Source organism: Microbacterium sp. (genome assembly GCF_051953575.1).
Taxonomy (GTDB): Bacteria; Actinomycetota; Actinomycetes; order Actinomycetales; family Microbacteriaceae; genus Microbacterium.
Genome location: NZ_JBQCIP010000199.1, coordinates 1 through 23,900, shown reverse-complemented (window position 1 = coordinate 23,900; position 23,900 = coordinate 1). Strand labels below are relative to the sequence as shown.

General features: G+C 71.1%; 24 protein-coding genes and 1 tRNA gene. 19 read left to right on the top strand and 6 right to left on the bottom strand.

The features are described 5' to 3' along the window. Window positions 1-23: 23 nt before the first annotated feature. Window positions 24-620, bottom strand: coding sequence for an SACE_7040 family transcriptional regulator (locus ACTHNQ_RS12330; RefSeq protein WP_440333777.1), 597 nt, complete (start codon window positions 618-620; stop codon window positions 24-26). Between the two features lie 163 nt (window positions 621-783). Between ACTHNQ_RS12330 and ACTHNQ_RS12325 the strand changes: the two genes are divergently transcribed. From ACTHNQ_RS12325 to ACTHNQ_RS12305, 5 genes are read left to right on the top strand one after another with little or no spacing between them, the layout of a single operon-like run. Continuing rightward, window positions 784-2,388: a carboxyl transferase domain-containing protein gene (locus ACTHNQ_RS12325; protein WP_440333775.1), complete on the top strand. Its 1,605-nt coding sequence runs from the start codon at window positions 784-786 to the stop codon at window positions 2,386-2,388. A 5-nt stretch (window positions 2,389-2,393) separates the two neighbouring features. After that, window positions 2,394-4,373, top strand: a complete 1,980-nt coding sequence (locus tag ACTHNQ_RS12320) for an acetyl/propionyl/methylcrotonyl-CoA carboxylase subunit alpha (RefSeq protein ID WP_440333772.1) — start codon at window positions 2,394-2,396, stop codon at window positions 4,371-4,373. Further along, window positions 4,373-5,530 (top strand): acyl-CoA dehydrogenase family protein, encoded by a 1,158-nt coding sequence (locus ACTHNQ_RS12315; RefSeq protein WP_440333770.1) that lies wholly within the window; start codon window positions 4,373-4,375, stop codon window positions 5,528-5,530. The genes ACTHNQ_RS12320 and ACTHNQ_RS12315 overlap by 1 nt, the downstream gene beginning before the upstream one ends. A gap of 4 nt (window positions 5,531-5,534) precedes the next feature. Then, window positions 5,535-6,056: a MaoC family dehydratase gene (locus ACTHNQ_RS12310; protein WP_440333768.1), complete on the top strand. Its 522-nt coding sequence runs from the start codon at window positions 5,535-5,537 to the stop codon at window positions 6,054-6,056. Beyond that, complete coding sequence (locus ACTHNQ_RS12305; protein ID WP_440333766.1) at window positions 6,053-6,862, top strand: HpcH/HpaI aldolase/citrate lyase family protein; 810 nt, start codon at window positions 6,053-6,055, stop codon at window positions 6,860-6,862. The genes ACTHNQ_RS12310 and ACTHNQ_RS12305 overlap by 4 nt, the downstream gene beginning before the upstream one ends. A 10-nt stretch (window positions 6,863-6,872) precedes the next feature. On the opposite strand, the gene ACTHNQ_RS12300 is transcribed toward ACTHNQ_RS12305, so the two are convergent. Together ACTHNQ_RS12300 and ACTHNQ_RS12295 are read right to left on the bottom strand one after the other, a co-directional pair. Beyond that, entirely contained in the window at window positions 6,873-7,481 is a 609-nt protein-coding gene (locus ACTHNQ_RS12300; RefSeq protein ID WP_440333764.1) for a histidine phosphatase family protein, read from the bottom strand. Window positions 7,482-7,519: 38 nt separating this feature from the next. After that, on the bottom strand, window positions 7,520-8,374 hold the full coding sequence (locus tag ACTHNQ_RS12295) for a Sir2 family NAD-dependent protein deacetylase (RefSeq protein WP_440333763.1): 855 nt from the start codon (window positions 8,372-8,374) through the stop codon (window positions 7,520-7,522). Window positions 8,375-8,465: 91 nt separating this feature from the next. Between ACTHNQ_RS12295 and ACTHNQ_RS12290 the strand changes: the two genes are divergently transcribed. After that, window positions 8,466-9,266: a TrmH family RNA methyltransferase gene (locus tag ACTHNQ_RS12290; RefSeq protein ID WP_440333761.1), complete on the top strand. Its 801-nt coding sequence runs from the start codon at window positions 8,466-8,468 to the stop codon at window positions 9,264-9,266. Window positions 9,267-9,289: 23 nt separating this feature from the next. Here ACTHNQ_RS12290 and ACTHNQ_RS12285 read toward each other — a convergent pair whose 3' ends face one another. Further along, complete coding sequence (locus ACTHNQ_RS12285) at window positions 9,290-9,979, bottom strand: SDR family oxidoreductase (protein ID WP_440333759.1); 690 nt, start codon at window positions 9,977-9,979, stop codon at window positions 9,290-9,292. An 11-nt stretch (window positions 9,980-9,990) separates the two neighbouring features. Then, window positions 9,991-10,851 (bottom strand): SGNH/GDSL hydrolase family protein, encoded by an 861-nt coding sequence (locus ACTHNQ_RS12280; protein WP_440333757.1) that lies wholly within the window; start codon window positions 10,849-10,851, stop codon window positions 9,991-9,993. A 157-nt stretch (window positions 10,852-11,008) separates the two neighbouring features. Between ACTHNQ_RS12280 and ACTHNQ_RS12275 the strand changes: the two genes are divergently transcribed. The 5 genes from ACTHNQ_RS12275 (at window position 11,009) to ACTHNQ_RS12255 (ending at window position 16,519) form a co-directional block, all read left to right on the top strand. Next, on the top strand, window positions 11,009-12,880 hold the full coding sequence (locus ACTHNQ_RS12275) for a DEAD/DEAH box helicase (protein ID WP_440333755.1): 1,872 nt from the start codon (window positions 11,009-11,011) through the stop codon (window positions 12,878-12,880). Between the two features lie 113 nt (window positions 12,881-12,993). Further along, complete coding sequence (locus tag ACTHNQ_RS12270; protein WP_440333754.1) at window positions 12,994-14,082, top strand: VIT1/CCC1 transporter family protein; 1,089 nt, start codon at window positions 12,994-12,996, stop codon at window positions 14,080-14,082. A gap of 81 nt (window positions 14,083-14,163) precedes the next feature. Then, window positions 14,164-14,248: transfer RNA gene (locus ACTHNQ_RS12265), tRNA-Leu, on the top strand. 83 nt (window positions 14,249-14,331) lie between these two features. Beyond that, window positions 14,332-15,627 (top strand): M20/M25/M40 family metallo-hydrolase, encoded by a 1,296-nt coding sequence (locus tag ACTHNQ_RS12260; protein ID WP_440333752.1) that lies wholly within the window; start codon window positions 14,332-14,334, stop codon window positions 15,625-15,627. Between the two features lie 70 nt (window positions 15,628-15,697). Further along, window positions 15,698-16,519 (top strand): undecaprenyl-diphosphate phosphatase, encoded by an 822-nt coding sequence (locus tag ACTHNQ_RS12255; RefSeq protein WP_440333751.1) that lies wholly within the window; start codon window positions 15,698-15,700, stop codon window positions 16,517-16,519. On the opposite strand, the gene ACTHNQ_RS12250 is transcribed toward ACTHNQ_RS12255, so the two are convergent. Then, on the bottom strand, window positions 16,509-17,384 hold the full coding sequence (locus tag ACTHNQ_RS12250; protein WP_440333749.1) for a PAC2 family protein: 876 nt from the start codon (window positions 17,382-17,384) through the stop codon (window positions 16,509-16,511). The genes ACTHNQ_RS12255 and ACTHNQ_RS12250 overlap by 11 nt on opposite strands. Window positions 17,385-17,477: 93 nt before the next feature. Here ACTHNQ_RS12250 and ACTHNQ_RS12245 point away from each other — a divergent pair, with 93 nt between their 5' ends. From ACTHNQ_RS12245 to ACTHNQ_RS12210, 8 genes are all read left to right on the top strand, one after another. Beyond that, window positions 17,478-18,191: an HAD family hydrolase gene (locus tag ACTHNQ_RS12245; protein WP_440333747.1), complete on the top strand. Its 714-nt coding sequence runs from the start codon at window positions 17,478-17,480 to the stop codon at window positions 18,189-18,191. Further along, window positions 18,188-19,204, top strand: a complete 1,017-nt coding sequence (locus ACTHNQ_RS12240; RefSeq protein WP_440333745.1) for a tRNA (adenine-N1)-methyltransferase — start codon at window positions 18,188-18,190, stop codon at window positions 19,202-19,204. The genes ACTHNQ_RS12245 and ACTHNQ_RS12240 overlap by 4 nt, the downstream gene beginning before the upstream one ends. Before the next feature lie 9 nt (window positions 19,205-19,213). Beyond that, a complete protein-coding gene (locus tag ACTHNQ_RS12235; protein ID WP_440333743.1) occupies window positions 19,214-20,197 on the top strand; it encodes an FKBP-type peptidyl-prolyl cis-trans isomerase in 984 nt (327 codons plus the stop codon). A 48-nt stretch (window positions 20,198-20,245) separates the two neighbouring features. Next, window positions 20,246-21,241, top strand: a complete 996-nt coding sequence (locus ACTHNQ_RS12230) for a helix-turn-helix transcriptional regulator (RefSeq protein WP_440333741.1) — start codon at window positions 20,246-20,248, stop codon at window positions 21,239-21,241. Continuing rightward, on the top strand, window positions 21,238-22,197 hold the full coding sequence (locus ACTHNQ_RS12225) for a helix-turn-helix transcriptional regulator (protein WP_440333739.1): 960 nt from the start codon (window positions 21,238-21,240) through the stop codon (window positions 22,195-22,197). Before ACTHNQ_RS12230 ends, ACTHNQ_RS12225 begins: the two co-directional genes overlap by 4 nt. Before the next feature lie 66 nt (window positions 22,198-22,263). After that, window positions 22,264-22,518 carry a twin-arginine translocase TatA/TatE family subunit gene (gene tatA, locus ACTHNQ_RS12220; RefSeq protein ID WP_440333737.1) on the top strand — a complete coding sequence of 85 codons (255 nt, stop codon included), beginning with the start codon at window positions 22,264-22,266 and terminating at the stop codon, window positions 22,516-22,518. A 70-nt stretch (window positions 22,519-22,588) separates the two neighbouring features. Beyond that, window positions 22,589-23,347 carry a twin-arginine translocase subunit TatC gene (tatC, locus tag ACTHNQ_RS12215; RefSeq protein WP_440333788.1) on the top strand — a complete coding sequence of 253 codons (759 nt, stop codon included), beginning with the start codon at window positions 22,589-22,591 and terminating at the stop codon, window positions 23,345-23,347. After that, window positions 23,344-23,900 (top strand): DEAD/DEAH box helicase (locus ACTHNQ_RS12210; RefSeq protein WP_440333735.1); only part of this gene is annotated, 557 nt, incomplete at its 3' end. The genes tatC and ACTHNQ_RS12210, both read left to right, overlap by 4 nt.

Here is a 23,900-nt window from a genome sequence, read left to right as displayed (position 1 = left end):
CAGACTAGAGCGTCGGGGCCGCTTCAGGCGGTGAGGGCGGCGCGCGCCATCGAACGCAGGATGCCGCGGACATCGCGCTCGCCGGGACGCGACCGCGACGCACGCACCGTGTGCGGCGTCGAGTTGATGAGACCGAAGCAGGCATGGGCTCGCACGCGCAGGTCATCGTCGTCGCGATCCGGGTGGACGACCGACAGGATGCCGATCCACACCTCCACGTATTCGCGCTGCAGCCGCCGCACGGTGTGGCGGTCCTCGTCGCTGAGGCTCGCCATGTCGCGGTCCTGCACGCGGATGACGTCGGCATCGTTGAGAGCGAAGGCCACGTGGAAGTCGATCAGGGCGTCCAGCTGTGCGTCCGCACCCTCGTGGGTCGCGACGACGGTGCGCCCGCCGGCGAGGAGCCGCTCGCTCACCTCGACGAGGATCGCCCCGAGGAGCGCCTGCTTGCCCGCGAAATGCCGGTAGAGGGCGGGCCCGCTGATGCCCACCGCGCTGCCGATCTCTTCGAGGCTGACGCCGCTGAAGCCGCGTTCTGCGAAGAGCGCAGCCGCTTGCTGCAGGATCGCGGCATGGCGATCCGCCTTGGCGCGATTGCGGTCGGTGACGCCGTTTGTCATCTGAACTCCGGGGGTGGGCGAGGGCTTGCGATCTCAGTTAATGGTCGCTAACCTAAACCTCAGTTAGTGAACACTAACCAATCGAGCCGCGCCGCGACAAGAACCCCGTCGCGAGGTGTGACCCGATCGTGACGTCGACGAGGATGACACGGAGAGCAGAGCCATGAGCGTGCTGACCACCCAGGCGGTGCCCGACGACGCGTTCGCCCGGACCAGCCAGGCGCAGCGCGCGCTCGCCGAGGAGCTGCGGGAGCGGCTGGCGGCGGCATCCCTCGGGGGTCCCGCCGCGTCCCGCGAACGTCACGTCGCCCGGGGCAAGCTGCTGCCGCGCGACCGGGTCGCGCGCCTGCTCGACGAGGGCAGTCCGTTCGTCGAGGTCGCACCGCTCGCCGCCGAAGATCTTTACGGCGGCGAGGCGCCGGCAGCCGGCGTCATCGCCGGCATCGGTCTCGTGCACGGCCGTCACGTCCTGGTCGTGTGCAACGACGCGACGGTCAAGGGCGGCACGTACTACCCGATGACGGTCAAGAAGCACCTGCGTGCGCAGGAGATCGCGCTGGAGAACCGGCTGCCGTGCATCTACCTCGTGGACTCGGGCGGCGCCTTCCTGCCGATGCAGGACGAGGTGTTCCCCGACCGCGACCACTTCGGGCGCATCTTCTTCAACCAGGCGCGCCTGTCGGCCGCCGGCATCCCGCAGATCGCCGCCGTGCTCGGCTCCTGCACGGCCGGCGGCGCGTACGTGCCCGCGATGAGCGACGAGACGGTCATCGTCCGCAACCAGGGGACGATCTTCCTCGGCGGTCCGCCGCTCGTCAAAGCGGCGATCGGCGAGGTCGTCACGGCCGAGGAGCTCGGCGGGGGAGAGCTGCACGCCCGCCGGTCGGGAGTCGTCGACCACCTCGCCGAGGACGACGAGCACGCGCTGGAGATCGTCCGCGACATCGTCGCGACCCTGCCGCCGCCGGCAGCGCCGGCATGGGAGGTCGTGCCGACGGCGGCGCCTGCCGCCGACCCCGCGGAGCTGTACGGTGTCGTGCCCGTTGACGTCAACCAGCCGTACGACGTCCGCGAGGTGATCGCACGCCTGGTCGACGGCAGCGAGCTGCACGAGTTCAAGCGCGAGTACGGCACGACCCTCGTCACCGGGTTCGCCCGCATCCACGGCCACCCGGTCGGGATCGTCGCCAACAACGGCGTGCTGTTCGGCGAGTCGGCTCTCAAGGGCGCTCACTTCATCGAGCTGTGCGACCAGCGCGGCATCCCGCTGCTGTTCCTCCAGAACATCTCGGGCTTCATGGTCGGCCGCGACGCCGAGGCGGGCGGCATCGCCAAGGACGGCGCGAAGATGGTGACCGCCGTCGCCACCACACGCGTCCCCAAGCTGACCGTCGTGATCGGCGGGTCGTTCGGAGCCGGCAACTACTCGATGTGCGGGCGCGCGTACTCGCCGCGGTTCCTGTGGACCTGGCCCGCGAGCCGGATCTCGGTGATGGGCGGACCGCAGGCCGCGTCGGTGCTGTCGACCGTCAAGCGCGACCAGCTCGAAGCCCGCGGCGAGGAGTGGCCCGCCGACGACCAGACCGCGTTCGAGGCGCCCATCCGCGCGCAGTACGAAGAGCAGGGCAACCCCTACTACGCGACGGCGCGGCTGTGGGACGACGGCATCGTCGACCCGCTCGACACCCGCGATCTGCTCGGACTCGCCCTGGACGTCGTGTCGCGCACGCCGCTCCCCGAACCGCGCTTCGGCGTCTTCCGGATGTGATCGCGATGACACCGGCTCCTGAGCCCGCCGAAGGGTTCGACACCGTCCTCGTCGCCAACCGCGGTGAGATCGCCCGCCGCGTGATCCGCACGCTGCGACGCCTCGGCATCCGGTCCGTCGCCGTCTACAGCGACGCCGACGCCTCCGCGCCGCACGTGCCCGAGGCGGATGTCGCGGTGCGCATCGGGCCCGCCGCCGCCGCACAGTCGTACCTCGACGTCGACGTGGTCGTCGCGGCCGCCGTCCAGACGGGCGCCCAGGCGGTGCACCCGGGCTACGGGTTCCTGTCCGAGAACGTCGGATTCGCGCGCGCGTGCGCCGCCGCGGGGATCGTGTTCATCGGCCCCGGCGAGCGCGCGCTCGAGGTCATGGGAGACAAGATCCGCGCGAAGGAGCACGTCGCCGCGCACGGCGTCCCCACGGTGCCCGGCTTCAGCGCCGCCGGAATGACAGATGCCGACATCGCTGCGTCCGCCGACGACACCGGGTATCCGCTCCTGGTCAAGCCGTCGGCGGGCGGCGGCGGCAAAGGGATGCAGGTGGTGAGGTCGGCCGCCGAGCTGCCCGATGCGCTCGCCACGGCCCGCCGGGTCGCCGCCGCGGCGTTCGGCGACGACACCCTGCTGCTGGAGCGTCTCATCGAACGCCCTCGACACATCGAGGTGCAGGTGCTCGCCGACGCCCACGGGTCCGTCATCCACCTCGGCGAGCGCGAGTGCACCCTGCAGCGACGCCACCAGAAGGTCGTCGAAGAGGCTCCGTCGCCGGTCGTCGACGAGGCGACGCGCGCACGCCTGGGCGCGGCGGCCTGTGCGGCCGCGGCATCCGTCGACTACCGAGGCGCGGGCACCGTGGAGTTCCTCGTGGCCGCGGACCGTCCCGACGAGTTCTTCTTCATCGAGATGAACACGCGCCTGCAGGTAGAGCACCCGGTGACCGAGCTCGTCACCGGCGTGGATCTCGTGGAGCAGCAGCTGCGCATCGCCGCCGGACGCCGGCTCGACCTCGCCCAGTCGGACGTGCGCCTCGACGGCCACGCGATCGAGGCGCGCGTCTACGCGGAGTCGCCCGAGCGCGGGTTCCTCCCGTCGACGGGAGACGTGCTCGCGTGGCGGGCCGCGCCGGGCGTCCGCACCGACGGAGCCGTCGAGACCGGCAGCGTCGTCACCGCCGACTACGACCCGATGATCGCCAAGGTCATCGCGCACGCACCGGACCGCGTGACGGCCCTGCAGAGGCTGGACGCCGCGCTCGCCGACACCGTCGTGCTGGGCATCGACACCAACATCGGCTTCCTGCGCAGGCTGCTCGCCGACGAGGGTGTGCAGGCCGGCGACATGGACACCGGGCTCATCGAGCGCCTGCCCGCGTACGAGGCGCCCGCGCCGACGCCGGCTGCGCTCGCCGCCGCTGCGCGTGTCATGACGGACCAGGATGCTGCCGCCGCCGTCGACCGGCCGTCGTACGCGTCGGTCCTGTGGTCGTCGCGCTCGGGCTGGCGGGCGGGGCGACCCGCAGCGCCGCTCATGGTGCACTTCACCGACGACCACGGCGACATCCACGACGTCTCGATCGGTTCGGGTGCCACCACCGGTCGCATCGACAGCGACGAGATGACCAGTCACGACACCTCGACGGTCGCGGTCGCAGACGACGGCATCGTGTGGGTGCACGCCGACGGGGTCACCACGTCGCTGCGGCCGCTGACCCGCCGGCAGGCGGCAGAGCGACGCCGGGCGGCCCGCGAGCGGGGGGACGCGGCATCCGATCCCGAGCTGCGCGCCCCGATGCCGGGCGCCGTCGTCGCGGTGCACGTGACAGACGGCGCGACCGTCGCCGCCGGAGACCGGATCGCGACGATCGAGGCCATGAAGATGGAGCACCCCGTGGCGGCGCCCCACGCCGGGGTGGTGCGCATCGACGTCGCCGTCGGCGATCAGGTGCGACGCGACCAGGTGCTCGCCCATGTGAAGGAGAACCACTGATGCCCGACTACGACTACGACGTCACCGACGACGAGCGAGAGCTCGCGGGCCTGGTGCGCCAGTTCGCCGACGAGGTCGTCGCGCCGCGGTCGTACGAGGCCGACCGCACGCACACGCTCCCGCTCGACGTCGTCGCGCAGATGGGCGAGCTCGGTCTGTTCGGGCTCCCGTTCCCCGAGGAGTACGGCGGACAGGGCGGCGACTACTTCGCACTGTGCCTCGCGATCGAGGCCCTCGGGCGCGTCGACCAGTCCCTCGCGATCACGCTCGAGGCGGGGGTCAGCCTCGGGGCGATGCCGGTCTACCGGTTCGGCACCGAGGAGCAGAAGCACGAGCTGCTGCCCGATCTGCTCGCCGGTCGCGCGCTCGCCGGCTTCGGGCTCACCGAGCCTGAGGCAGGGTCGGACGCCGGCGCGACCCGCACCACCGCGCGTCTGGACGGCGACGAGTGGGTCGTCAACGGGTCGAAGCAGTTCATCACCAACTCGGGCACCGGCATCACGCGGTTCGTCGCCGTCACGGCGGTCACGGGGGAGTCCGACGGGCGCAAGGAGATCTCGACGATCGTCGTGCCCAACGGCACGCCGGGGTTCACCGTCGAGCCCGCGTACGACAAGGTCGGGTGGCACGCGTCCGACACGCATCCGCTGACGTTCCAGGACGTGCGCGTCCCCGCGGGCAACCTGCTGGGCGAGCGCGGACGCGGGTTCGCGAACTTCCTCCACATCCTCGACGAGGGACGCATCGCGATCGCCGCGCTGTCGACCGGCGCGGCGGAGGGATGCCTCGAAGCAGCCGTCGACTATGCGCAGAAGCGCACCGTCTTCGGCGAGGCGCTCGCTACGCGGCAGGGCATCCAGTTCCTCCTCGCCCGCATGCAGCAGCGCGTGCACGTCGCGCGGCTCGCATGGCACCATGCCGCACGTCTGCGCGATGCCGGCAAGCCGTTCAAGACGCAGGCCGCCATCGCCAAGCTCACCGCGAGCGACGCCGCGATGGACAACGCCCGGGACGCGACGCAGGTGTTCGGCGGCAACGGGTTCATGAACGAGTACCCCGTGGCGCGCCACTACCGCGACTCGAAGATCCTGGAGATCGGCGAGGGCACGAACGAGGTGCAGCTGCTCGTCATCGCGCGGGCCCTCGGGGTAGCGTGACACCGTGAGCGAGCCCGACCGCACGACCGGCCCTGACCGCACGACAGGGATCGTCCAGCGCGGGCTGTACTACGACGAGCTCGAGCTCGGCGCGCGATACCTGCACCGGCCCGGCCGCACGGCCACCGAGGCCGACAACGTGCTGTTCTCGTCGCTCACGATGAACACGCAGGCGCTTCACCTGGACGCCGCGTTCTCGGCCGACCAGCCCTTCGGCCAGCGCCTCATGAACTCGATGTGGACCCTCGCGACGATGGTGGGCGCGTCGGTGTCGCAGATCACCCAGGGCACGCTCGTCGCACAGCTCGGCCTCACCGACGTCTCGTTCCCCGCCCCTCTGTTCCACGGCGACACGCTCTACACCGAGACCGAGGTCACCGCGAAGCGACTGTCGTCGTCGCGTCCGGGACAGGGCATCGTGACGCTCCGGCACACGGGCCGCAACCAGCACGGCGAGATCGTCGCGCTCGCCACCCGCACCGCGCTCATGTGGTGCGCGCCCGACACCCCGGAGGAGACGCCGTGAGCTTCGACCTCGGACCCGCGCTGCTGTTCTGCCCCGCAGATCGCCCGGAGCGCTACGCGAAGGCGATGGAGCGGGCGGATGCCGTCATCCTCGACCTCGAAGACGCGGTGGGGCCCTCCGACAAGGCGGCGGCGCGCGGTCACCTCATCGAGTCCGAGCTCGATCCGGACCGCGTCATCGTGCGCGTCAACCCGCCCGAGACCGACGCGTTCACAGCCGACCTGTCGACGCTGTCGCAGACCGACTACCGGCGCATCATGGTCGCCAAGGCGCAGTCGCCGAAGCGCATCGGGCGCCGCGACCCGCGGTTCGAGGTCGTCGCACTGTGCGAGACCGCCAAGGGCGTCGAGCAGGCGGACCGCATCGCCGCACTCGACAACGTCGTCGCGCTCATGTGGGGCGCCGAAGACCTCGTCGCCTCGCTCGGCGGCACCTCCAGCCGCAAGCCCAATGGGGGCTACCGCGACATCGCCCGGTATGCGCGTTCGCGCGTGCTGCTCGCCGCCGGCTCCCGCGGCAAGGCCGCGATCGACGCCGTGCACCTCGACATCGACGACACGAAGCGCCTGTCGATCGAGGCGGCGGATGCTGCGGCATCCGGATTCCGCGCCACCGCCTGCATCCACCCCTCGCAGGTCGCGATCATCCGCGCCGCCTACCGCCCCGACGAGAAGACGGTGTCGTGGGCGCGGGGCGTGCTGGCCGCGGCGACGGGGGAGCGGGGCGTGTTCTCGTACGGCGGCACCATGGTCGACGAACCCGTGCTGCGCCACGCGCGGAGCGTGCTGGCCCGCGCGAGCGGCTGAGGCGGCCGGACTACGCCGCGATCGCGCTGTACGAGAGCAGGCGCAGGCTGTCGCGCTCCACGACGAAGCGGTGGGCCGAGGCGTTGCCGATCCGCTCGCCGGCCCGCGGCAGCGTGTCGCCGCTCGCGTGGCGGATGAGCTCGCCGATGAGCCCGCCGTGCGACACGGCGATCACGGGCACGTCGGTCGGAGCGGTCGTGCGCCGCACGTCCGCCGCGATGCGACGCAGCGCATCGACGCCGCGCGCCCGCAGAAGGGCGTTCTCCTCCTCGCCGTCGGCGGGCGGCTGGCCGGGCCCGCCGTGGCGTGCGCGGTAGTCGGCGACCAGCATCCCCTCGGCCGCGCCGTAGCGGCGCTCCCGCAGCTCGGGGTACAGGATCGGGGCGTCTGCGTCGAGGACGGCGGCGATGATCCGCGCCGTCTCGTGTGCGCGCTGCAGGTCGCTCGACACGACGATGGGGGTCACCCCGCGGCGATCGAACTCGGACGCGAGCTCGTCGGCCGCCGCGCGTGCCTGTGCGCGCCCGGTGTCGTTGAGGGGGATGTCGGTGGCCCCCTGGATCCGTCGCTCGAGGTTCCAGTCGGTCTCGCCGTGGCGGATCAGGGTCAGCGCAGTCACCCTCCGACCCTATCGAGCGGACATGTCCATGAGCTGGATCAGCGCAGCGGCGGCAGCAGGTCCGCGAAGGCGGGGAGCACGTCGCTGGTCCCGGCGTCGATCTTGACCGTCGCGCGCGCATCCGCCCGTGTGGCGCCGCGGTTGACGATCACCACCGGCAGTCGCCGCCGTCGGGCGCGCTCGAGCAGGCGGATCCCCGAGTTCACGACCAGGGACGATCCGGCGATCACGAGCGCATCGCTGGTGTGCACGAGCTGCTCGGCCTCGCGGAACTTCGCGGCCGGGATGAACTCGCCGAAGAACACGACATCGGGTTTCAGCATCCCGCCGCACACGCTGCAGTCGGGGATGACGAAGCCGTCGGTGGTCTCAGGCAGCACGTCCCCGTCGGGGCCGAGCGGCACGTTCTCGGGCACCCGGATCCACGGGTTGTCGTCCTCGACGCGGCGTGCGAGATCCCGGCGGTCGAACACCTGGCCGCAGTGCGTGCAGAAGACGCGGCGCATGGTGCCGTGCAGCTCGACCACCCGGCGGCTTCCGGCCCGCACGTGCAGGCCGTCGACGTTCTGGGTCACGACGCCGGTGGCGATCCCGCGCTCCTCCAGGGCGGCGAGCGCGCGGTGCCCGGCGTTCGGCGCGGCGGCGGCGAACGCCTTCCATCCGAGGTGGCTGCCGACCCAGTACCGGCGGCGGGCGGAGTCGCTCGACAGGAACTGATCGGCCGTCATCGGCGTGCGCACGGGTGCGCCCTCGCCGCGATAGTCGGGGATGCCGGAATCCGTCGAGACGCCGGCGCCGGTCAGCACGGCGATGCGCCGGCCCGACAGCGCCGCGACGGCGGCGACGACGGCATCCGTCGTCTTCGCGTCGAACCCGGTCGCGATCGTCGTCACGGCGCACCCCCCTTCGGGACGAGTGTAGGCCTCGCGGTTTTCGGGCATGTTACGGCGCGGGCGAGCCCGGACGGGCGTGGGACGATGGGGCGTGCCCGTCCTCGAGATCACCGACGCCTCCGACGAACGCCTCGCGGACTACCGCGACCTGACCGACGTCGCACTGCGTCGTGTGCTCGAGCCCGAGGGCGGGCTGTACATCGCCGAATCCGCGAAGGTCATCGCCCGTGCCCTCGCCGCGGGCCACCGCCCGCGTTCGGTGCTCGTGCAGCAGAAGTGGCTCGCCGACATCGAGGACCTGGTGGATGCCGCCACGCCCGTCTACGTCGTGAACCCCGAGCTCGCCGAGTCGCTGACCGGCTATGCGGTGCACCGGGGCGCACTGGCGGCCATGCACCGGCCCACCCTGCCCGCCGTCGCGGACGTCGTCGCCGGAGCCCGGCTGGTCGTCGTGCTGGAGGACATCGTCGACCACACGAACGTGGGGGCCATCTTCCGCGCGGCCGCGGGGCTCGGCGCGGACGCCGTGCTCGTGAGCCCGCGCTGCGCCGACCCGCTGTACCGGCGCAGCGTACGCGTCAGCATGGGCACCGTGTTCCAGGTGCCGTGGACGCGGCTGCCGGAGTGGTCCGAGGCGCGGGGCGTGCTCCACGAGGCCGGGTTCGAGCTGGCGGCGCTGGCACTGGCCGATGACGCCGTGTCGCTCGACGCGTTCAGCGCGCGGCGGCCCGAACGCGTCGCCCTGATGCTGGGGGCCGAGGGCGACGGCCTGTCGCGGCGGGCGCTCGAAGCCGCCGACACCGTCGTCACGATCCCCATGGCCGGGGGCGTCGACTCGCTCAACGTCGCCGCGGCCAGCGCGGTCGCGATCTGGGAGCTGCGCGCCCGCTGACGCTCGAATGCGCCGGCGCCGGCTCAGCCGCCGGGGCGGACCGTCAGCTCGGTGAGCTCGGCATCGCGGGGCAGGTCGAGTGCCGCGACGATCGTGGTCGCGACCGATGCCGGCTCGATCCAGCGGGTCGCGTCGTACGCGGCGCCCTCCTGCTGGTGGACCTTCTCCTGCATGGGCGTCGCGGTGCGGCCGGGGTACACGGTCGTGACGCGCACGCCGCTCGCACGCTCCTCCTCGCGGAGCGCATCGGCGATCGCCCGGACGGCGAACTTGCTCGCGGCGTACGAGCCCCACTCGGGACTGACCCGCAGGCCGGCTCCGGAGTTCACGAACACGACGTGGCCCCGCGCCGCGCGAAGAGCGGGGAGCATGAGCCGCGTCAGCTCGGCCGGCGCGACGGCGTTGACGCTGAGCTGCTGCTGCCACGTCGCGACGGGCGTCTCGGCGACGGGGCCGAGCTCGACGATGCCGGCGACGTGGATCAGCGAATCCAGCTGCGGCGGAACGCTCTGGTGGCCGAACGCCCACGACAGGCGGGCGGGGTCGGCGAGGTCGCCGACGAGCGTCTGCGCACCCGGGAACCGGTCACGCAGCTGCGTGGCGCGTCCGGCATCGCGCGCGAGCAGCCACAGCTCGTCACCGCGCGCGGCGAGCCTGTCGGCCAGTGCTTCGCCGATGCCCGAGCCGGCGCCGGTGATCAGGTGGGTGGCCATGCGCGTGCTCCTCAGGCCTTCTCGCCGCGGCGGGCCGCGGCATCCTTGCCCGGCGCCAGCGTCGTGACGGGCAGCGGGTCGGGACGCTTGGCCGAGATGGTGTCACCCGAGGACTGGTGGCGCAGCCGCCGCAGCACCCACGGCACCAGGTACTCCCGCGCCCAGACCAGATCGACGGCACGGGCCTCGCGCCACGTGCGGACCGGAAGCGGGTCGGGCTGCATCGGCTGTAGGTCGTTGGGCACGTTGAGGGCCCGCAGCACCATGCGCGCGACCTCGTGGTGGCCGAGCGCGTTGTAGTGCAGGCGGTCATCGTCGAAGAAGCGCATGTCCTGCACCTCTTTGAGCGCCCACTGGTCGGCCACGATGCAGTCGTACTTGTCGGCGATCGCCCGGATGTTCTCGTTGTAGATCGCGACTTTCCCACGGATGCCGCGGAACACCGGCGTGAACGCGGTGTCGATGCCGGTGAAGACGACCACGGTGGCGCCGCCCTGCGAGAGGCGCACGACGGCGTCCTCGAACAGCTGCGCGACGTGGTCGGGGTCGCCGTTGGGCCGGATGACGTCGTTGCCGCCCGCCGAGAACGTCACGAGATCGGGCTTGAGCGCGATCGCCGGCTCCACCTGCTCGTCGACGATCTGGCCGATGAGCCGCCCGCGGATGGCGAGGTTCGCGTACGCGAAGTCCTCGACCTGCTCCGACAGCACCTCTGCGACGCGGTCGGCCCAGCCGCGCAGTCCGTTCGGCGACGCCGGCTCAGGGTCGCCGACCCCCTCCGTGAACGAGTCGCCCAGCGCGACGTACCGCCGCCAGGGGTGCGGCTCGGCGTTCGCGACGTAGGGACTCCGGTGATCCTCGGGTGTGGGCATGTCTGCTCGCGTCCTCCTCGGCTTGTGACCGACTGCCAGGCTATCGCGGCACGGGCAGGACGCGATCGGATGCCGCGACCCGGCGGCATCCCGACCCTCGATGTCGTCCGGGTCGTTTATCGTGGTGACTCGTTGTCCACGGGGGAAGGGGTGTTCGGTGACCGACGAATCCGCCGCCGCACCCCTGCTCGAAGAGCGGCCCGACGCGGGCGCGCCCGAGCCGCACATCGGGTCCTTCGCCGCGGAGCACCTCAGCCCGACCTATCCGCAGCGTGCGCCGTGGGGAACCGCACAGCGCCTGCGCGCGTGGCAGGCCGAGGCGCTCGACCTGTACTTCTCGCTCGACGGGCCGGACGGCGTCGGCGGCGGTCCGCGGGACTTTCTCGCCGCCGCGACCCCGGGCGCCGGCAAGACGACGTTCGCCCTCCGCCTCGCGAGCGAGCTGCTGCGACGCCGCATCGTCAACCGGATCGTCGTGGTGGCCCCCACCGAGCACCTGAAGACCCAGTGGGCCGACGCGGCGGCGCGTGTCGGCATCCGTCTGGATCCCGCGTTCAGCAACCGCCATTACGCGCCGGCACGGCAGTACCACGGCGTGGCCGTGACGTACGCCCAGGTGGCGGTGAAGGCATCGGTGCACCAGCGTCTGACGATGGACGCGAAGACGCTCGTGATCCTCGACGAGGTGCACCACGGCGGCGACGCGCTCAGCTGGGGGGACGCGCTGCGCGAGGCGTACGCGCGGGCGACCCGTCGCCTGCTGCTGAGCGGCACGCCGTTCCGCAGCGACACGGCGCCCATCCCGTTCGTCGAGTACCACCCCGATCACAAGGGCATCCGCGTCTCTCGCACCGATTACGCGTACGGCTACCGGCGCGCGCTCGAAGACGGCGTCGTGCGTCCCGTGCTCTTCATGGTCTATGCCGGGCAGATGCGCTGGCGCACCAAGACCGGCGAGGAGATGGAGGCGCAGCTCGGGCAGGACAACACGAAAGACATCACCGCGCAGGCGTGGCGCACGGCGCTCGATCCCGAGGGCGACTGGATCCCCGCGGTGCTGCGGTCGGCCGACCGACGTCTCACCGAGGTGCGCGAGCATGTTCCGGATGCCGGCGGCCTCGTGATCGCAACCGACCAGACCGCCGCGCGCGCCTATGCCGCGATCCTGCACGAGGTGACGGGGGAGGCGCCGACCGTCGTCCTCTCGGACGAGGCCGAGGCGTCGAGCCGCATCGAGGAGTTCTCGAAGGCCACGACCCGCTGGATGGTCGCCGTGCGCATGGTGTCGGAGGGCGTCGACGTGCCGCGCCTCGCCGTCGGCGTCTATGCCACGAGCGCCTCGACGCCGTTGTTCTTCGCGCAAGCCATCGGCCGCTTCGTGCGCGCCCGCCGTCGCGGCGAGACCGCGAGCGTGTTCCTTCCGAACGTGCCGCAGCTGCTCGCCCTCGCGAACGAGATGGAGGTGCAGCGTGACCACGCGCTGGACCGCGACTCGGACGGCGACGACGAGTGGAACGCCGAAGAGGACATGATGGACGCGGCCGAGCGCGAGGACAAGGCGTCCGACGCGCTCGAGCAGGAGTTCACGTATCAGGCGCTCGGCTCGCTGGCGCATTTCGACCGCGTGCTGTTCGACGGCAAGGAGTTCGGTCAGCTGGCGGTGCCCGGCACGCCCGAGGAGGAGGAGTTCCTCGGCATCCCCGGCCTTCTCGAACCCGACCAGGTGCACGAGGTGCTGATGTCGCGCGTGTCGCGGCAGTCGCGGCACCGCTCGGCCCGCGAGGCGCGCGAGCGCGAAGCCGCGCCCGATGAGGAGCCTGCGCTCCCGCAGGCGCTGCACCGCACGCTCAAAGAGCAGCGGCAGCTGCTCAACAGCCTCGTGGGGCTGTACGCACGCCAGTCCGGTGAGCCGCACGGCCTCGTGCATGCGGAGCTCCGCCGCATCTGCGGCGGCCCCGCCGTCTCTCACGCGACGGTGACGCAGCTGCAGGCGCGCATCGAGGTGCTCCGCAAGCGCGTCCACTCCTGAGCCGGCGACGTTCGGATCCCCGAAATGCTGGCAATCCCCGGTTTCGGGGCGGTGCGGCGGTGCGCACTGACTACCGTTGACGAGTCCCCGACCCCCCCGACCTGGAGGCCCGAGTGAGCGCGCCCGCCGCCCCGACCGACCGTGATCGCCGCCGCTGGGCGCAGTACCTCGTGAACGAGCGCGCCGAGGCGCGCGTGTACCGACAGCTCGCCGGCCGCAGGGAGGGGGAGGAGCGCGAGATCCTGCTCGCCCTCGCCGAGGCCGAGGGGCGCCACGAGGCGCACTGGCTCGAGCTCCTGGGCGGTGAACCGGCGAGGCTGCCGCGTCCCGACGTGCGCACGAGCCTGCTGGGCACGATGGCCAAGAGCTTCGGCTCGATCTTCGTGCTCGCTCTCGCCCAGAACGCCGAAGCCCGCTCGCCGTACGACGACGAGCCCTTCGCCACCGCGACGATGGCCGCCGACGAGAAGGTGCACCACGAGGTCGTGCGCGGCCTCGCCGCGCGGGGCCGCCGCCGGCTGTCGGGCACGTTCCGCGCGGCCGTGTTCGGCGCCAACGACGGCCTGGTGTCGAACCTCGCGCTCGTGATGGGCATCGGCGCCACCGGGGCGAGCCCCCAGTTCGTGCTCTTCAGCGGTGTCGCGGGTCTGCTGGCCGGCGCCCTCTCGATGGGCGCGGGCGAGTTCGTGTCGGTGCGCTCGCAGCGCGAACTGCTCGCGGCGACCGAACCCAGCGACTTCGCCGACATCGCCCTGCCTCATCTCGACATCGACGCGAACGAGCTCGCCCTCGTGTACCGGACGCGGGGGATGCCTGAGGCCGAGGCCTCGGCGCGCGCCCGCCGTGTCGTCGAACAGGCGCAGGCGCTCGGCCGGGGGCGTGCCGACAGTGGTCCCATCGAGCTCGTGGACCACGGCGAGGTCGTGGGCAGCGCGTGGGGGGCGGCGCTGTCGAGCTTCCTGTTCTTCGCCTCGGGGGCGATCATCCCGGTGCTGCCGTGGATCTTCGGACTGTCGGGGCTCACCGCCGTCGTCGTCGCCCTCGTGCTGGTCGGCATCGCCCTGATGTCCACGGGCGCCGCGGTGGGTCTGCTCTCGGGTGCGCCGCCTCTCAAGCGCGCCCTGCGCCAGCTCGCGATCGGCTTCGGCGCAGCCGCGGTGACATACCTGCTCGGCCTGCTGTTCGGCGTGTCGATGGGCTGACGCGCCCGGGGTGCGCGCGATTCGTTGAACCTCCGGTGACGTGGTAATGTCATTCCTCGGTTGCGAAACCGAAAACCACCTGCGCGGGTGGCGGAATAGGTAGACGCGCTAGCTTGAGGTGCTAGTGCCCGTATAGGGCGTGGGGGTTCAAGTCCCCCCTCGCGCACAGAAGGTCGAAGGCCCCCGAAAGGGGGCCTTCGGCATTTCCCCGGATTCGAGTCCCCGCTTCGAGACGATAGGTTTGCAGGCATGCCCGAAGCCGAACTGCCCGAGGTCGCCGCTGTTGCAAGGGATCTCATCCGCTTCGACACCACGAACCACGGCGGGGGCCGTTCCGCCGGCGAGCGCGAGGCCGCCGAGTACGTCGGCGCCTATCTCGAAGGCCTCGGTCTGACGCCCGAGCTCTACGAGCCGATCCCGCGCCGCACCAACGTCATGGCGCGCGTGCCCGGCCGCGACCGAGAGAAGCCCGCCCTGGTGCTGCACGGGCATCTGGACGTCGTGCCCGCGATCGCCGAGGACTGGAGCGTCGACCCGTTCGAGGGCGTCGTCAAGGACGGCCTGCTGTGGGGTCGCGGCGCCGTCGACATGAAGGACATGGACGCCATGATCCTCACGTCGGTCGCCGACATCCTGCGCGCCGGCGAGCAACCCGAGCGCGACCTCGTGCTGGCGTTCTTCGCCGACGAGGAGAACGGCGGTGTCGAGGGGTCGGCCCTCGTGGTCGAGAACCGCGCGGAGTGGTTCACCGGCGCCACCGAGGCGATCAGCGAGGTCGGCGGCTACTCGATCCCGGTGGGCGACCGCCACGCGTACCTCCTGCAGGTGGGAGAGAAGGCGCTCATCTGGATCCGCCTCGTCGCGCGAGGCCGCGCTGCGCACGGCTCCAGCTTCCACGCGCAGAACGCCGTGACGCGGCTCGCCGAAGCCGTCGCCGCGCTCGGCCGCACCGCATGGCCGGTGACGCTCACCGACGCCACGCGCGAGATGACCGAACGGCTCGCCGAACTCACCGGGCAGCAGCCGGATGACCCCGACGCGGTCGCCGCGGCGACGGGTGCTGCATCCGGATTCCTCCGCTCGACGCTGCGGACCACGACCAACCCGACCGGCCTCGTCGCGGGATACAAGCACAACGTCATCCCCGACCGAGCCGAGGCGCTCGTCGACGTCCGCGTGCTCCCGGGCACCGAAGAGGCCGCCCTCGCCGACATCCGCCGCATCGTCGGCGATGACGTCGACGTCGAGATCGTCCACCAGGACATCGGTCTCGAAGTGCCCTTCTCGGGCGACCTCGTCGACGCCATGGTCGGCGCGCTCGGCCGGCACGACCCGGGTGCCCCGGTGATCCCGTACCTCATGGGCGGCGGCACCGACAACAAGGCGCTCGCGAGCCTCGGCATCGCCGGCTACGGATTCGCACCTTTGCGGCTGCCGGCGGACCTCGACTTCACGGGAATGTTTCACGGTGTCGACGAACGCGTTCCGATCGACGCCCTCGTGTTCGGTCAGGCCGTGCTCACCGACCTTCTGCGCACATACTGAACGTCATGGATGCCGCCGGCCGCGGCATCCCGCTCCGCCCCACTGTCATCCGCGCGATTGAAAGGCGCCCATGCTTCTCGAGGCGATCATCCTGGGTCTCGTCCAGGGTCTGACCGAGTTCCTCCCGATCTCATCGAGCGCGCACCTGCGCATCCTGGGGGAGTTCCTGCCGGGCGCGCAGGACCCCGGCGCCGCCTTCACCGCCATCACCCAGATCGGCACCGAAGCGGCCGTCGTGGTCTTCTTCTGGCGCGACATCGTGCGCATCATCGGGCACTGGTTCCGCGCCCTGTTCGGAAAGATCCCGCGCAACGACCCCGACGCCAAGATGGGCTGGCTGATCATCATCGGCTCGATCCCCATCGTGGTGCTCGGCATCCTGTTCCAGGATCAGATCGAGACCGTGCTGCGCTCCCTGTGGATCACCGCGGTCATGCTCATCTTCTTCGGCGTGCTGCTGGGCATCGCCGACCACTACGGCGCCAAGAAGCGCAAGCTGGAAGACATCACCGTCGGGCACGGCGTGATCTACGGTTTCGCGCAGGCGCTCGCCCTCATCCCGGGCGTGTCACGTTCCGGCGGCACGATCACCGCCGGGCTGTTCATGGGGTACGAGCGCGCGGCGGCCGCGCGCTACGCGTTCCTGCTGGCGATCCCCGCCGTGTTCGGCAGCGGCTTCTTCCAGCTGGCGAAGAGCCTCGACGAACCGGGTGTGTTCACCCTGGGCGAGACCGCCGTCGCGACCGGCGTCGCGTTCGTGGTGGCGCTCGGCGTGATCGCGTTCTTCATGAACTGGATCTCGAAGCACAGCTTCCTGCCGTTCGTCGTGTACCGCGTCGCCGTCGGCTCGACCCTGCTCGTGCTGCTGAGCCTCGGTGTGATCAGCGCGTAGGACCCGATCGCGGGTCGTCGCGCCCCGGCTTCGTCGGCCCGTCGCCGCCGCGGCGCAGGTAGCGCTCGAACTCCTGCGCGATGGCATCGCCCGACGCCTCGGGGGAGTCCCACGTGTCGCGCGTGCGCTCGAGCTGGTGGATGTACTCCGTCATCTCTTCGTCGTCGGCCGCAGCCGCGTCGATGGTCGCCTCCCAGGTCGCCGCCTGGGTGGCGAGATCGCCGCGGGGGACCGGGGCTCCGGTGAGGTCTTCGAGCTTGTCGAGCAGTGCGAGCGTCGCCTTGGGCGACGGCGTGTGGCCAGCGACGTAGTGCGGGACGCTGGCCCACAGGCTGGCGGTGGGGATGCCGGCGCGCTCGGCCGCGTCGCCCAGCACGCTGAGGATCCCGACGGGACCCTCGTAGGTGCTGCGCTCGAGCTCGAGGGCGCCGCGGAGCACCTCGTTGTCGCTGCCAGCGAACACCGAGATGGGACGGGTGTGGGGGACGTCCGACATCATCGACCCGATCGCCACCATGCCCGTGACGTCTTCACGGAGCGCGACGTCGATGATCTCGGACGCGAACGCCTGCCATGCGCGGGCCGGCTCCACCCCCGTGAGCAGCCAGAGCTGCGTGCCGCGGGTCGCCTGAGCCGGCCGCAGCAGCGTGGCCTCGGGCCACCGGAGGGAGCGGCGGCCCTCGCCGTCGATCTCGACGCTGGGCCGCGTGTACTGGTAGTCGAAGTACAGCTCGGGATCGACCGAGAACACGGTCTCGTACGACCCCCCGTCGCGCAGTTGAGCGATGGCGGACGACGCGGCTTCGCCCGCATCGTTCCACCCGTCGAACGCGGCGACGAGCACCCGGCGACCCAGTCCGTCCACGAGACCCCCTTCACCCGCAGCGGCTGCGGGTCCCCTCCAGGATAGGCCTCCCACCCCCCAGGGGGCCGGAGACCCCCTGGGTAGGATTGGACGGTGAACGCACCTCGTCTGGCCGCCGTCCTGTGGGACATGGACGGAACCCTCGTCGACACCGAGCCCTACTGGATGGCCGCCGAGACGCCGCTCATCGAGAGCTTCGGCGGCTCATGGTCGCACGAGCAGGCGCTGAGTCTCGTGGGGATGGGCCTGGAGGACTCCGCCCGCATCCTGCAGGACGCGGGCGTGCGGATGAGCACCGACGCGATCATCGACCACCTGACCACCGAGGTCATGCGCCAGCTCTCCGAGACCGGCATCCCGTTCCGTCCGGGGGCTCGCGAGCTGCTCGCGAGCCTGCGCGCGGCCGGCATCAAGACGGGGCTGGTCACGATGTCGATGCGCCGGATGGCGCAGACCGTCGTCGACCTGATCGACTTCGAGGCCTTCGACGTGGTCATCGCCGGCGACGACGCGACACGCCCGAAGCCGTTCCCCGACCCGTACCTGCAGGCCTGCGAGATCCTCGGCGTCGCCCCCGAAGAGACGGTCGCGATCGAGGACTCGCCCAACGGGCTGCGCTCCGCCGTCGCCTCGGGGGCGTCGGTGATCGGCGTGCCGCTCATGGTCTCGCTCACCGGCGCCGGCGCCCACACGCTCTGGGAGACGCTCGACGGCCGCACGGCCGACGACGTCGCCGCCTTCCACCAGACCCATCGCGCCCGCGTGCGCGCGGGCGACGACGCCACCGCCGAGGAGAACGTGCGATGACCGACCAGACCACCCGGCCCAGCGGCCCCTTCCGCCTGGGCGACCGCGTGCAGCTGACCGGGCCCAAGGCCCGCCTGCACACGATCACGCTGCGCGAGGGCGGCGAGCTGCACACCCACCACGGCGTGCTCAAGCACGAGCAGCTGGTCGGTCAGCCCGACGGCTCGGTGGTCGCCAACAGCGGCGGCCACGAGTACCTCGCGCTGCGCCCGCTGCTGCGCGACTTCGTGATGTCGATGCCCCGAGGCGCCGCGATCGTGTACCCGAAGGATGCCGCGCAGATCCTCGCCGAGGCCGACATCTTCCCCGGCGCCACGGTCGTCGAGGCCGGCGTCGGCTCGGGCGCCCTGTCACTGTGGCTGCTGCGCGCGATCGGCCCCGAAGGGCGCCTGGTGTCGTTCGAGCGCCGCGACGACTTCGCCGCCGTCGCGAAGGCCAACGTCGAGACCTTCACCGGCGCCGCACCCGGCAACTGGGACGTCGTCGTGGGGGATCTCGCGACGGAGCTGCCGCAGGCGGTCGCCGAGGCATCCGTCGACCGTGTCGTGCTCGACATGCTCGCGCCGTGGGAATGCATCGACGTCGTGGCGGACGCGCTCACGCCCGGCGGTGTCGTGGTCTGCTACGTCGCCACGGCGACGCAGCTCAGCCGCGTCGCCGAGTACATCCGCGGCACCGGACTGTTCACCGAGCCCGACGCGAACGAGACGATGGTGCGCGGCTGGCACGTCGAAGGTCTCGCCGTGCGACCCGACCACCGCATGGTGGCGCACACGGGCTTCCTGGTGTGGGCTCGCCGGCTCGCGCCCGGTGCCGTGCCGCCCGAGGTCAAGCGCCGCGCCTCGAAGTCGAGTTACGGCGACGAGGACGTCGAACTGTGGACGCCCGGCGCCGTCGGCGACCGGCAGATCACCGACAAGAACCTCCGCAAGCGCGTGCGCGAGGCCGAGCGGGCGGCGGAGGGCGCACGCCTGGCAGCCGGGCGCACCGAGGACGACGGGCGCACCGCCTAGACTGTTCCGGTGCGCAAGATCCCCGTTGCCCTCGTCGTCCTGGGCCTCGTGACCGTCGGCCTCACCGGATGCTCGATTCCGAGCTCGTCCGCTGCCGACTGCACGCGGACCCCGGTGTCCAATCCCGACGTGATGAAGCTCATCGACGTCAAGGGCGACACCGACAGTGCGCCCAAGGTGGACGTGTACACGCCGCTGCACGCAACGCACCTCGGCTACGAGGACGTCGTGACCGGCGACGGCAACGCGATCACCTCGGACGACCAGCTGATGGTGATGGACGTCTCGCTGTTCAGCGGCGCGACCGGCGACCCGATCGTCGCCACGGCCTACGACGGAGACCTGTCGCGCGTCACGTCGCCGTCGCAGTGGGCCACGAACTTCCCCGGTTTCGAGAAGGCGCTCGACTGCGCGACCGCGGGATCCCGCATCTCCGTCGCGCTCTCGCCCGACGACATGGCGCCCGACATCGCCACGAGCTTCAAGCTGGACGAGGGCGACTCGGTCGTCGCGGTGCTCGACCTTCAGAAGGTCTACCTGGCCTCCGCGACCGGCGCGCTGCAGTTCAACAGCGGCTTCGGCCTGCCGAGCGTCGTGCGTGCGCCCGGCGGTCGCCCCGGGATCACGATCCCGAGCGGCACGCCTGCGCCGAAGGACCTCGTCATCCAGACGCTCATCAAGGGCGACGGCGAGAAGGTCACGGGCGACCAGCCCGTGCGCGTGCACTACACGGGTGTCGTGTGGGGCGCCGACGAGGCGTTCGACACGACGTGGGACGGCTCGGCCGTCTCGGTGACGCTCGACGGCGTGGTGCCCGGATTCGCGAAGGCGCTGAAGGGTCAGACGGTCGGGTCCCAGGTGATGGTGGTGATCCCGCCCGAGCTCGGCTACAAGGACCAGGAGAAGGCCTCGATCCCGGCGAACTCGACGCTCGTCTTCGTGATCGACATCGTGGGCCTCGACGCCGAGGCGCCGACGGCGGATCAGGGCTGAGTCGGGCGCGTCCGAGACCGGGCTCCAGCCCGGCCATAGGATAGGCGGGTGCCTGCCACCGCCGCCGCGAAGATCCCACCCGAGGAGCGTCTGCTCAACCTCGTGGTGGCCCTCATCGCGACCGATCAAGGCCTGACCAAGGACACGATCCTCACCTCTGTCGCGGGCTACCGCGAGCAGAGCGAGGCGGGTGCGTCGAAGGACGCGCTCGAGAAGATGTTCGAGCGCGACAAGGAGTCGCTGCGCGGCCTCGGGGTGCCGATCGAGACGATCGGCGACTGGGCCGACCCCGACGACCTCCGTGAGGCCCGGTACCGCGTGCCGAGCGCGGAGTACGAGCTGCCCGAGGACATCGGCTTCACACCCGCCGAGCTCGCACTGCTGAACCTCGCCGGGGGAGTCTGGAGCGAGAGCTCGATGTCGGACGATGCGCGCAGCGGCCTGCGCAAGATCGGGGCGCTCGGCGATCTCGTAGATGAGCCGATCATCGGCTTCTCGCCGCCGCTCAACCCCCTCGATCCCGCGTTGCCCGCCCTCCACCAGGCGATCGACGCCAGCCGCGTCGTGACGTTCCCCTACCTCAAGCCCGGAGAGAGCGCCCCGCGCACCCGCCGCATCCAGCCGCTCGCGCTCGTCGAGTACGAGGCGCGCTGGCACGTGTTCGGCATCGATCTCGACGCGCGCGCCGACCGCACATTCCTGCTGTCGCGCATCGTGGGCCCGGTCGTGCAGGCCCGCGGCACGTTCGACCCGGCGCTCCGCGAGGGAGCGGGCGAGCGCGCTCTCGCCGGCCTCGAAGCCGTGGCTGCCCGCAACAGCGCCCTGCTCGAGGTGAATCCGGGGACCGAGGCCGCCCTGCGGCTCGCCCGCCGGGCGACGCCTGCCGAGCAGGGGATCCGCGTGCCGTACGTGGACGTCCACATCTTCGCGGATGAACTCGCCTCGTACGGCCCGGAGGTCCGCGTGGTCGCACCGGAGGATCTGCGCGACCGCGTCATCGACCGGCTCGTCGCCACCCGCGACGCCCATGGAGGAGCCGCATGAGCCCGCGCCCGCTGGTGGCGACCGATCGTGCCGCCCTCATGCTCCAGCTCGTGCCGTACCTCGTCGGCAAGGGCGAGGTGTCGCTCGACGAGGCCGCCGCAGAGTTCGACGTCACGCCGGCACAGATGCGGTCGATGGTCGAGAAGCTGACGGTCATCGGCCTGCCCGGCGACCGCGGGTACTGGCAGATGGCCAATGACCTGTTCGACATCGACTGGGATCTGCTCGACGAGCAGGACCTCATCGTCATCACCAATGCGGTCGGTCTGGAGCGTGCGCCGAAGCTGACGGCGCGCGAGGCGGCGGCGCTCCTCGCCGGCCTCCAGTTGGCGCGCTCCATCCCGGGTGTCGGCGACACCGAGCTCTATGCGGGACTCCTCGCGAAGCTCGCACGCGGCGCGTCTGCCACCCCCGCGGAAGTCATCCTGGCTCCCGAGCCCGTCGACGCGGTGAGGGACCTCGTCGCCGACGCGCTGCGGCGCCACGTGGCCGTCTCGTTCACGTACAAGGCTCCGGATGCCGCGCCCACCACCCGCACCGTCGACCCCGTGAAGGTCCACATCGCGAGCGGCCAGTGGTACCTGCAGGGCTGGTGTCACCTCCGCGAGGCGATGCGCACCTTCCATCTGGACCGGGTGAGCGACCTGGAGCTCACCGGCATCCCGAGCACGCATTCCGAGGAGCCCGCGCCGGCGTGGTTCGACACGGACGCGGGCGAGGTGGTCGCACGGGTGCGCTTCCCCGAGGCGGCCGCGCCGCTGCTGGGGGACTACCTCGACCGCGCGACGCTCGACACCGCCGACGGCATGACCGTCGCGACCATGCGCGTCGCGGACGAAATGAGCCTGCGCCGGCTGGCCGCGCGCCGCAGCGGCGTCGTCGAGGTGCTGGAGCCCTCCGCAGCCCGCCGCGCCGTCGCCGAGTGGGCCGAGGCCGGGCTCGCGCAGTACCGGTGAGAGAAGTCCACCACGTCGCATGCGGGGGGTTACACTGATAGCGAACCCGCCGAAAGGAATCCCATCATGCTGCAAGGCCTCACAGGATGGCACTTCCTGATCATCCTCGCGGTCATCCTCCTTCTGTTCGGCGCGGCGAAGCTCCCGGCGCTCGCAAAGAGCATGGGCCAGTCCGCTCGGGTGTTCAGAGGCGAGATGAAGGCGATGAAGGACGACGAATCGGCTCCCTCGTCAGCGCCCGCGGACGGGGCCGTGGCTTCCGTGGAAGCACCTTCGACCGAAGGTCGCGCCGACACGGGCCCCGCAGAGCCCAAGTCCTGACCTCCTCGTGGTAACGGCGGGAACGCCGCGCGTGTTCGAGGATCCCGAGGCGCCGAAGCGTGACAAGCGGATGTCGCTGGCGCAGCATCTGATCGAGTTGCGCCGGCGGCTGACGTACGCCGCTTTGGCGCTGGTCGTGGGCATGGTCGTCGCGTACTTCCTCACTGACCCGATCATCCACCTCATCACGGAACCCATCCGGATCGTCGCGGCCTCCGAGGGGAACGAAGACAAAGTCGAGTTGATGTACGCGACCATCACCGGTCCGTTCGACATGCGACTGCGGATCTCGTTCGCGATCGGCATCCTCATCTCTGCGCCGATCTGGATCTGGCAGATCTGGGCGTTCATCATGCCGGGTCTGACCCGAAAAGAGATCCGCTACACCATCGGATTCATGGCGTCCGCCATCCCGCTGTTCTTTGCCGGATGCTACGTGGGGCTGCTCATCATGCCGCACGTCGTGGAACTCATGGCGCAGTTCACTCCAGAAGGCGCCGCCCAGTTCTACGATGCGCTGCTGTACTACGACTTCGTCTTCAAGCTGCTCGTGGTCGTCGGCGTCTCTTTCGTGCTGCCTGTCTTCCTCGTCGCGCTCAATCTGGCGGGTGTGATCTCGGGTCGCTCGATCCTCAAGGGCTGGCGCGTCGCGGTCCTCATCGCGACGGCCTTCGCCGCGCTTGCCACCCCTGCTGCGGACGTGGTGAGCATGCTCATGCTTGCGGGCATCCTCGTAGTCCTCTTCTTCGCCGCCGCTGGGCTGTCGATGCTGTTCGACCGTCGCAAGGTGAAGCGCAACGCGACGTTCCTGCCGCCAGAGGTCTCGTGAGCGATCCCGGTCCCGCGGAGCGCTACGCGCGCGCGAGCGACTCGGCGCGCCGCGACCGCAGTCATCCGCTCACCGCCGCGTTCGCGGCATCCCAGCCGTTCGATCTCGATCCCTTCCAGCTGGAGGGTTGCCGGTCCCTCGAGGACGGCAGGAGCGTCCTGGTCGCCGCACCCACGGGCGCGGGAAAGACCATCGTCGGCGAGTTCGCCGTGCATCTGGCGATGCGGGAGTCGGGCGACAAGGCGTTCTACACGACGCCGATGAAGGCGCTGTCGAACCAGAAGTTCCGTGAGCTGCAGGAGGTGTACGGCGCCGACGAGGTGGGCCTGCTGACCGGCGACACCAACATCAACGGCAACGCGCGGGTGGTCGTCATGACCACCGAGGTGCTGCGCAACATGCTGTACGCCGACTCGCCGGCGCTGCGCGGTCTGCGCTACGTCGTCATGGACGAGGTGCACTACCTCGCCGACAGGTTCCGCGGGGCGGTGTGGGAGGAGGTCATCATCCACCTCGCGCCCAGTGTGCGGCTCGTGTCGCTGTCGGCGACGGT

Coding starts and splice junctions, on each gene's coding strand:
- ACTHNQ_RS12325 (WP_440333775.1), top strand. CDS start 784: ATGAGCGTGCTGACCACCCAGGCGGTGCCCGACGACGCGTTCGCCCGG.
- ACTHNQ_RS12320 (WP_440333772.1), top strand. CDS start 2,394: ATGACACCGGCTCCTGAGCCCGCCGAAGGGTTCGACACCGTCCTCGTC.
- tatC (WP_440333788.1), top strand. CDS start 22,589: ATGTCGCTGGCGCAGCATCTGATCGAGTTGCGCCGGCGGCTGACGTAC.
- ACTHNQ_RS12225 (WP_440333739.1), top strand. CDS start 21,238: ATGAGCCCGCGCCCGCTGGTGGCGACCGATCGTGCCGCCCTCATGCTC.
- ACTHNQ_RS12260 (WP_440333752.1), top strand. CDS start 14,332: ATGCCCGAAGCCGAACTGCCCGAGGTCGCCGCTGTTGCAAGGGATCTC.
- ACTHNQ_RS12280 (WP_440333757.1), bottom strand. CDS start 10,851: ATGCCCACACCCGAGGATCACCGGAGTCCCTACGTCGCGAACGCCGAG.
- ACTHNQ_RS12285 (WP_440333759.1), bottom strand. CDS start 9,979: ATGGCCACCCACCTGATCACCGGCGCCGGCTCGGGCATCGGCGAAGCA.
- ACTHNQ_RS12240 (WP_440333745.1), top strand. CDS start 18,188: ATGACCGACCAGACCACCCGGCCCAGCGGCCCCTTCCGCCTGGGCGAC.
- tatA (WP_440333737.1), top strand. CDS start 22,264: ATGCTGCAAGGCCTCACAGGATGGCACTTCCTGATCATCCTCGCGGTC.
- ACTHNQ_RS12330 (WP_440333777.1), bottom strand. CDS start 620: ATGACAAACGGCGTCACCGACCGCAATCGCGCCAAGGCGGATCGCCAT.
- ACTHNQ_RS12255 (WP_440333751.1), top strand. CDS start 15,698: ATGCTTCTCGAGGCGATCATCCTGGGTCTCGTCCAGGGTCTGACCGAG.
- ACTHNQ_RS12315 (WP_440333770.1), top strand. CDS start 4,373: ATGCCCGACTACGACTACGACGTCACCGACGACGAGCGAGAGCTCGCG.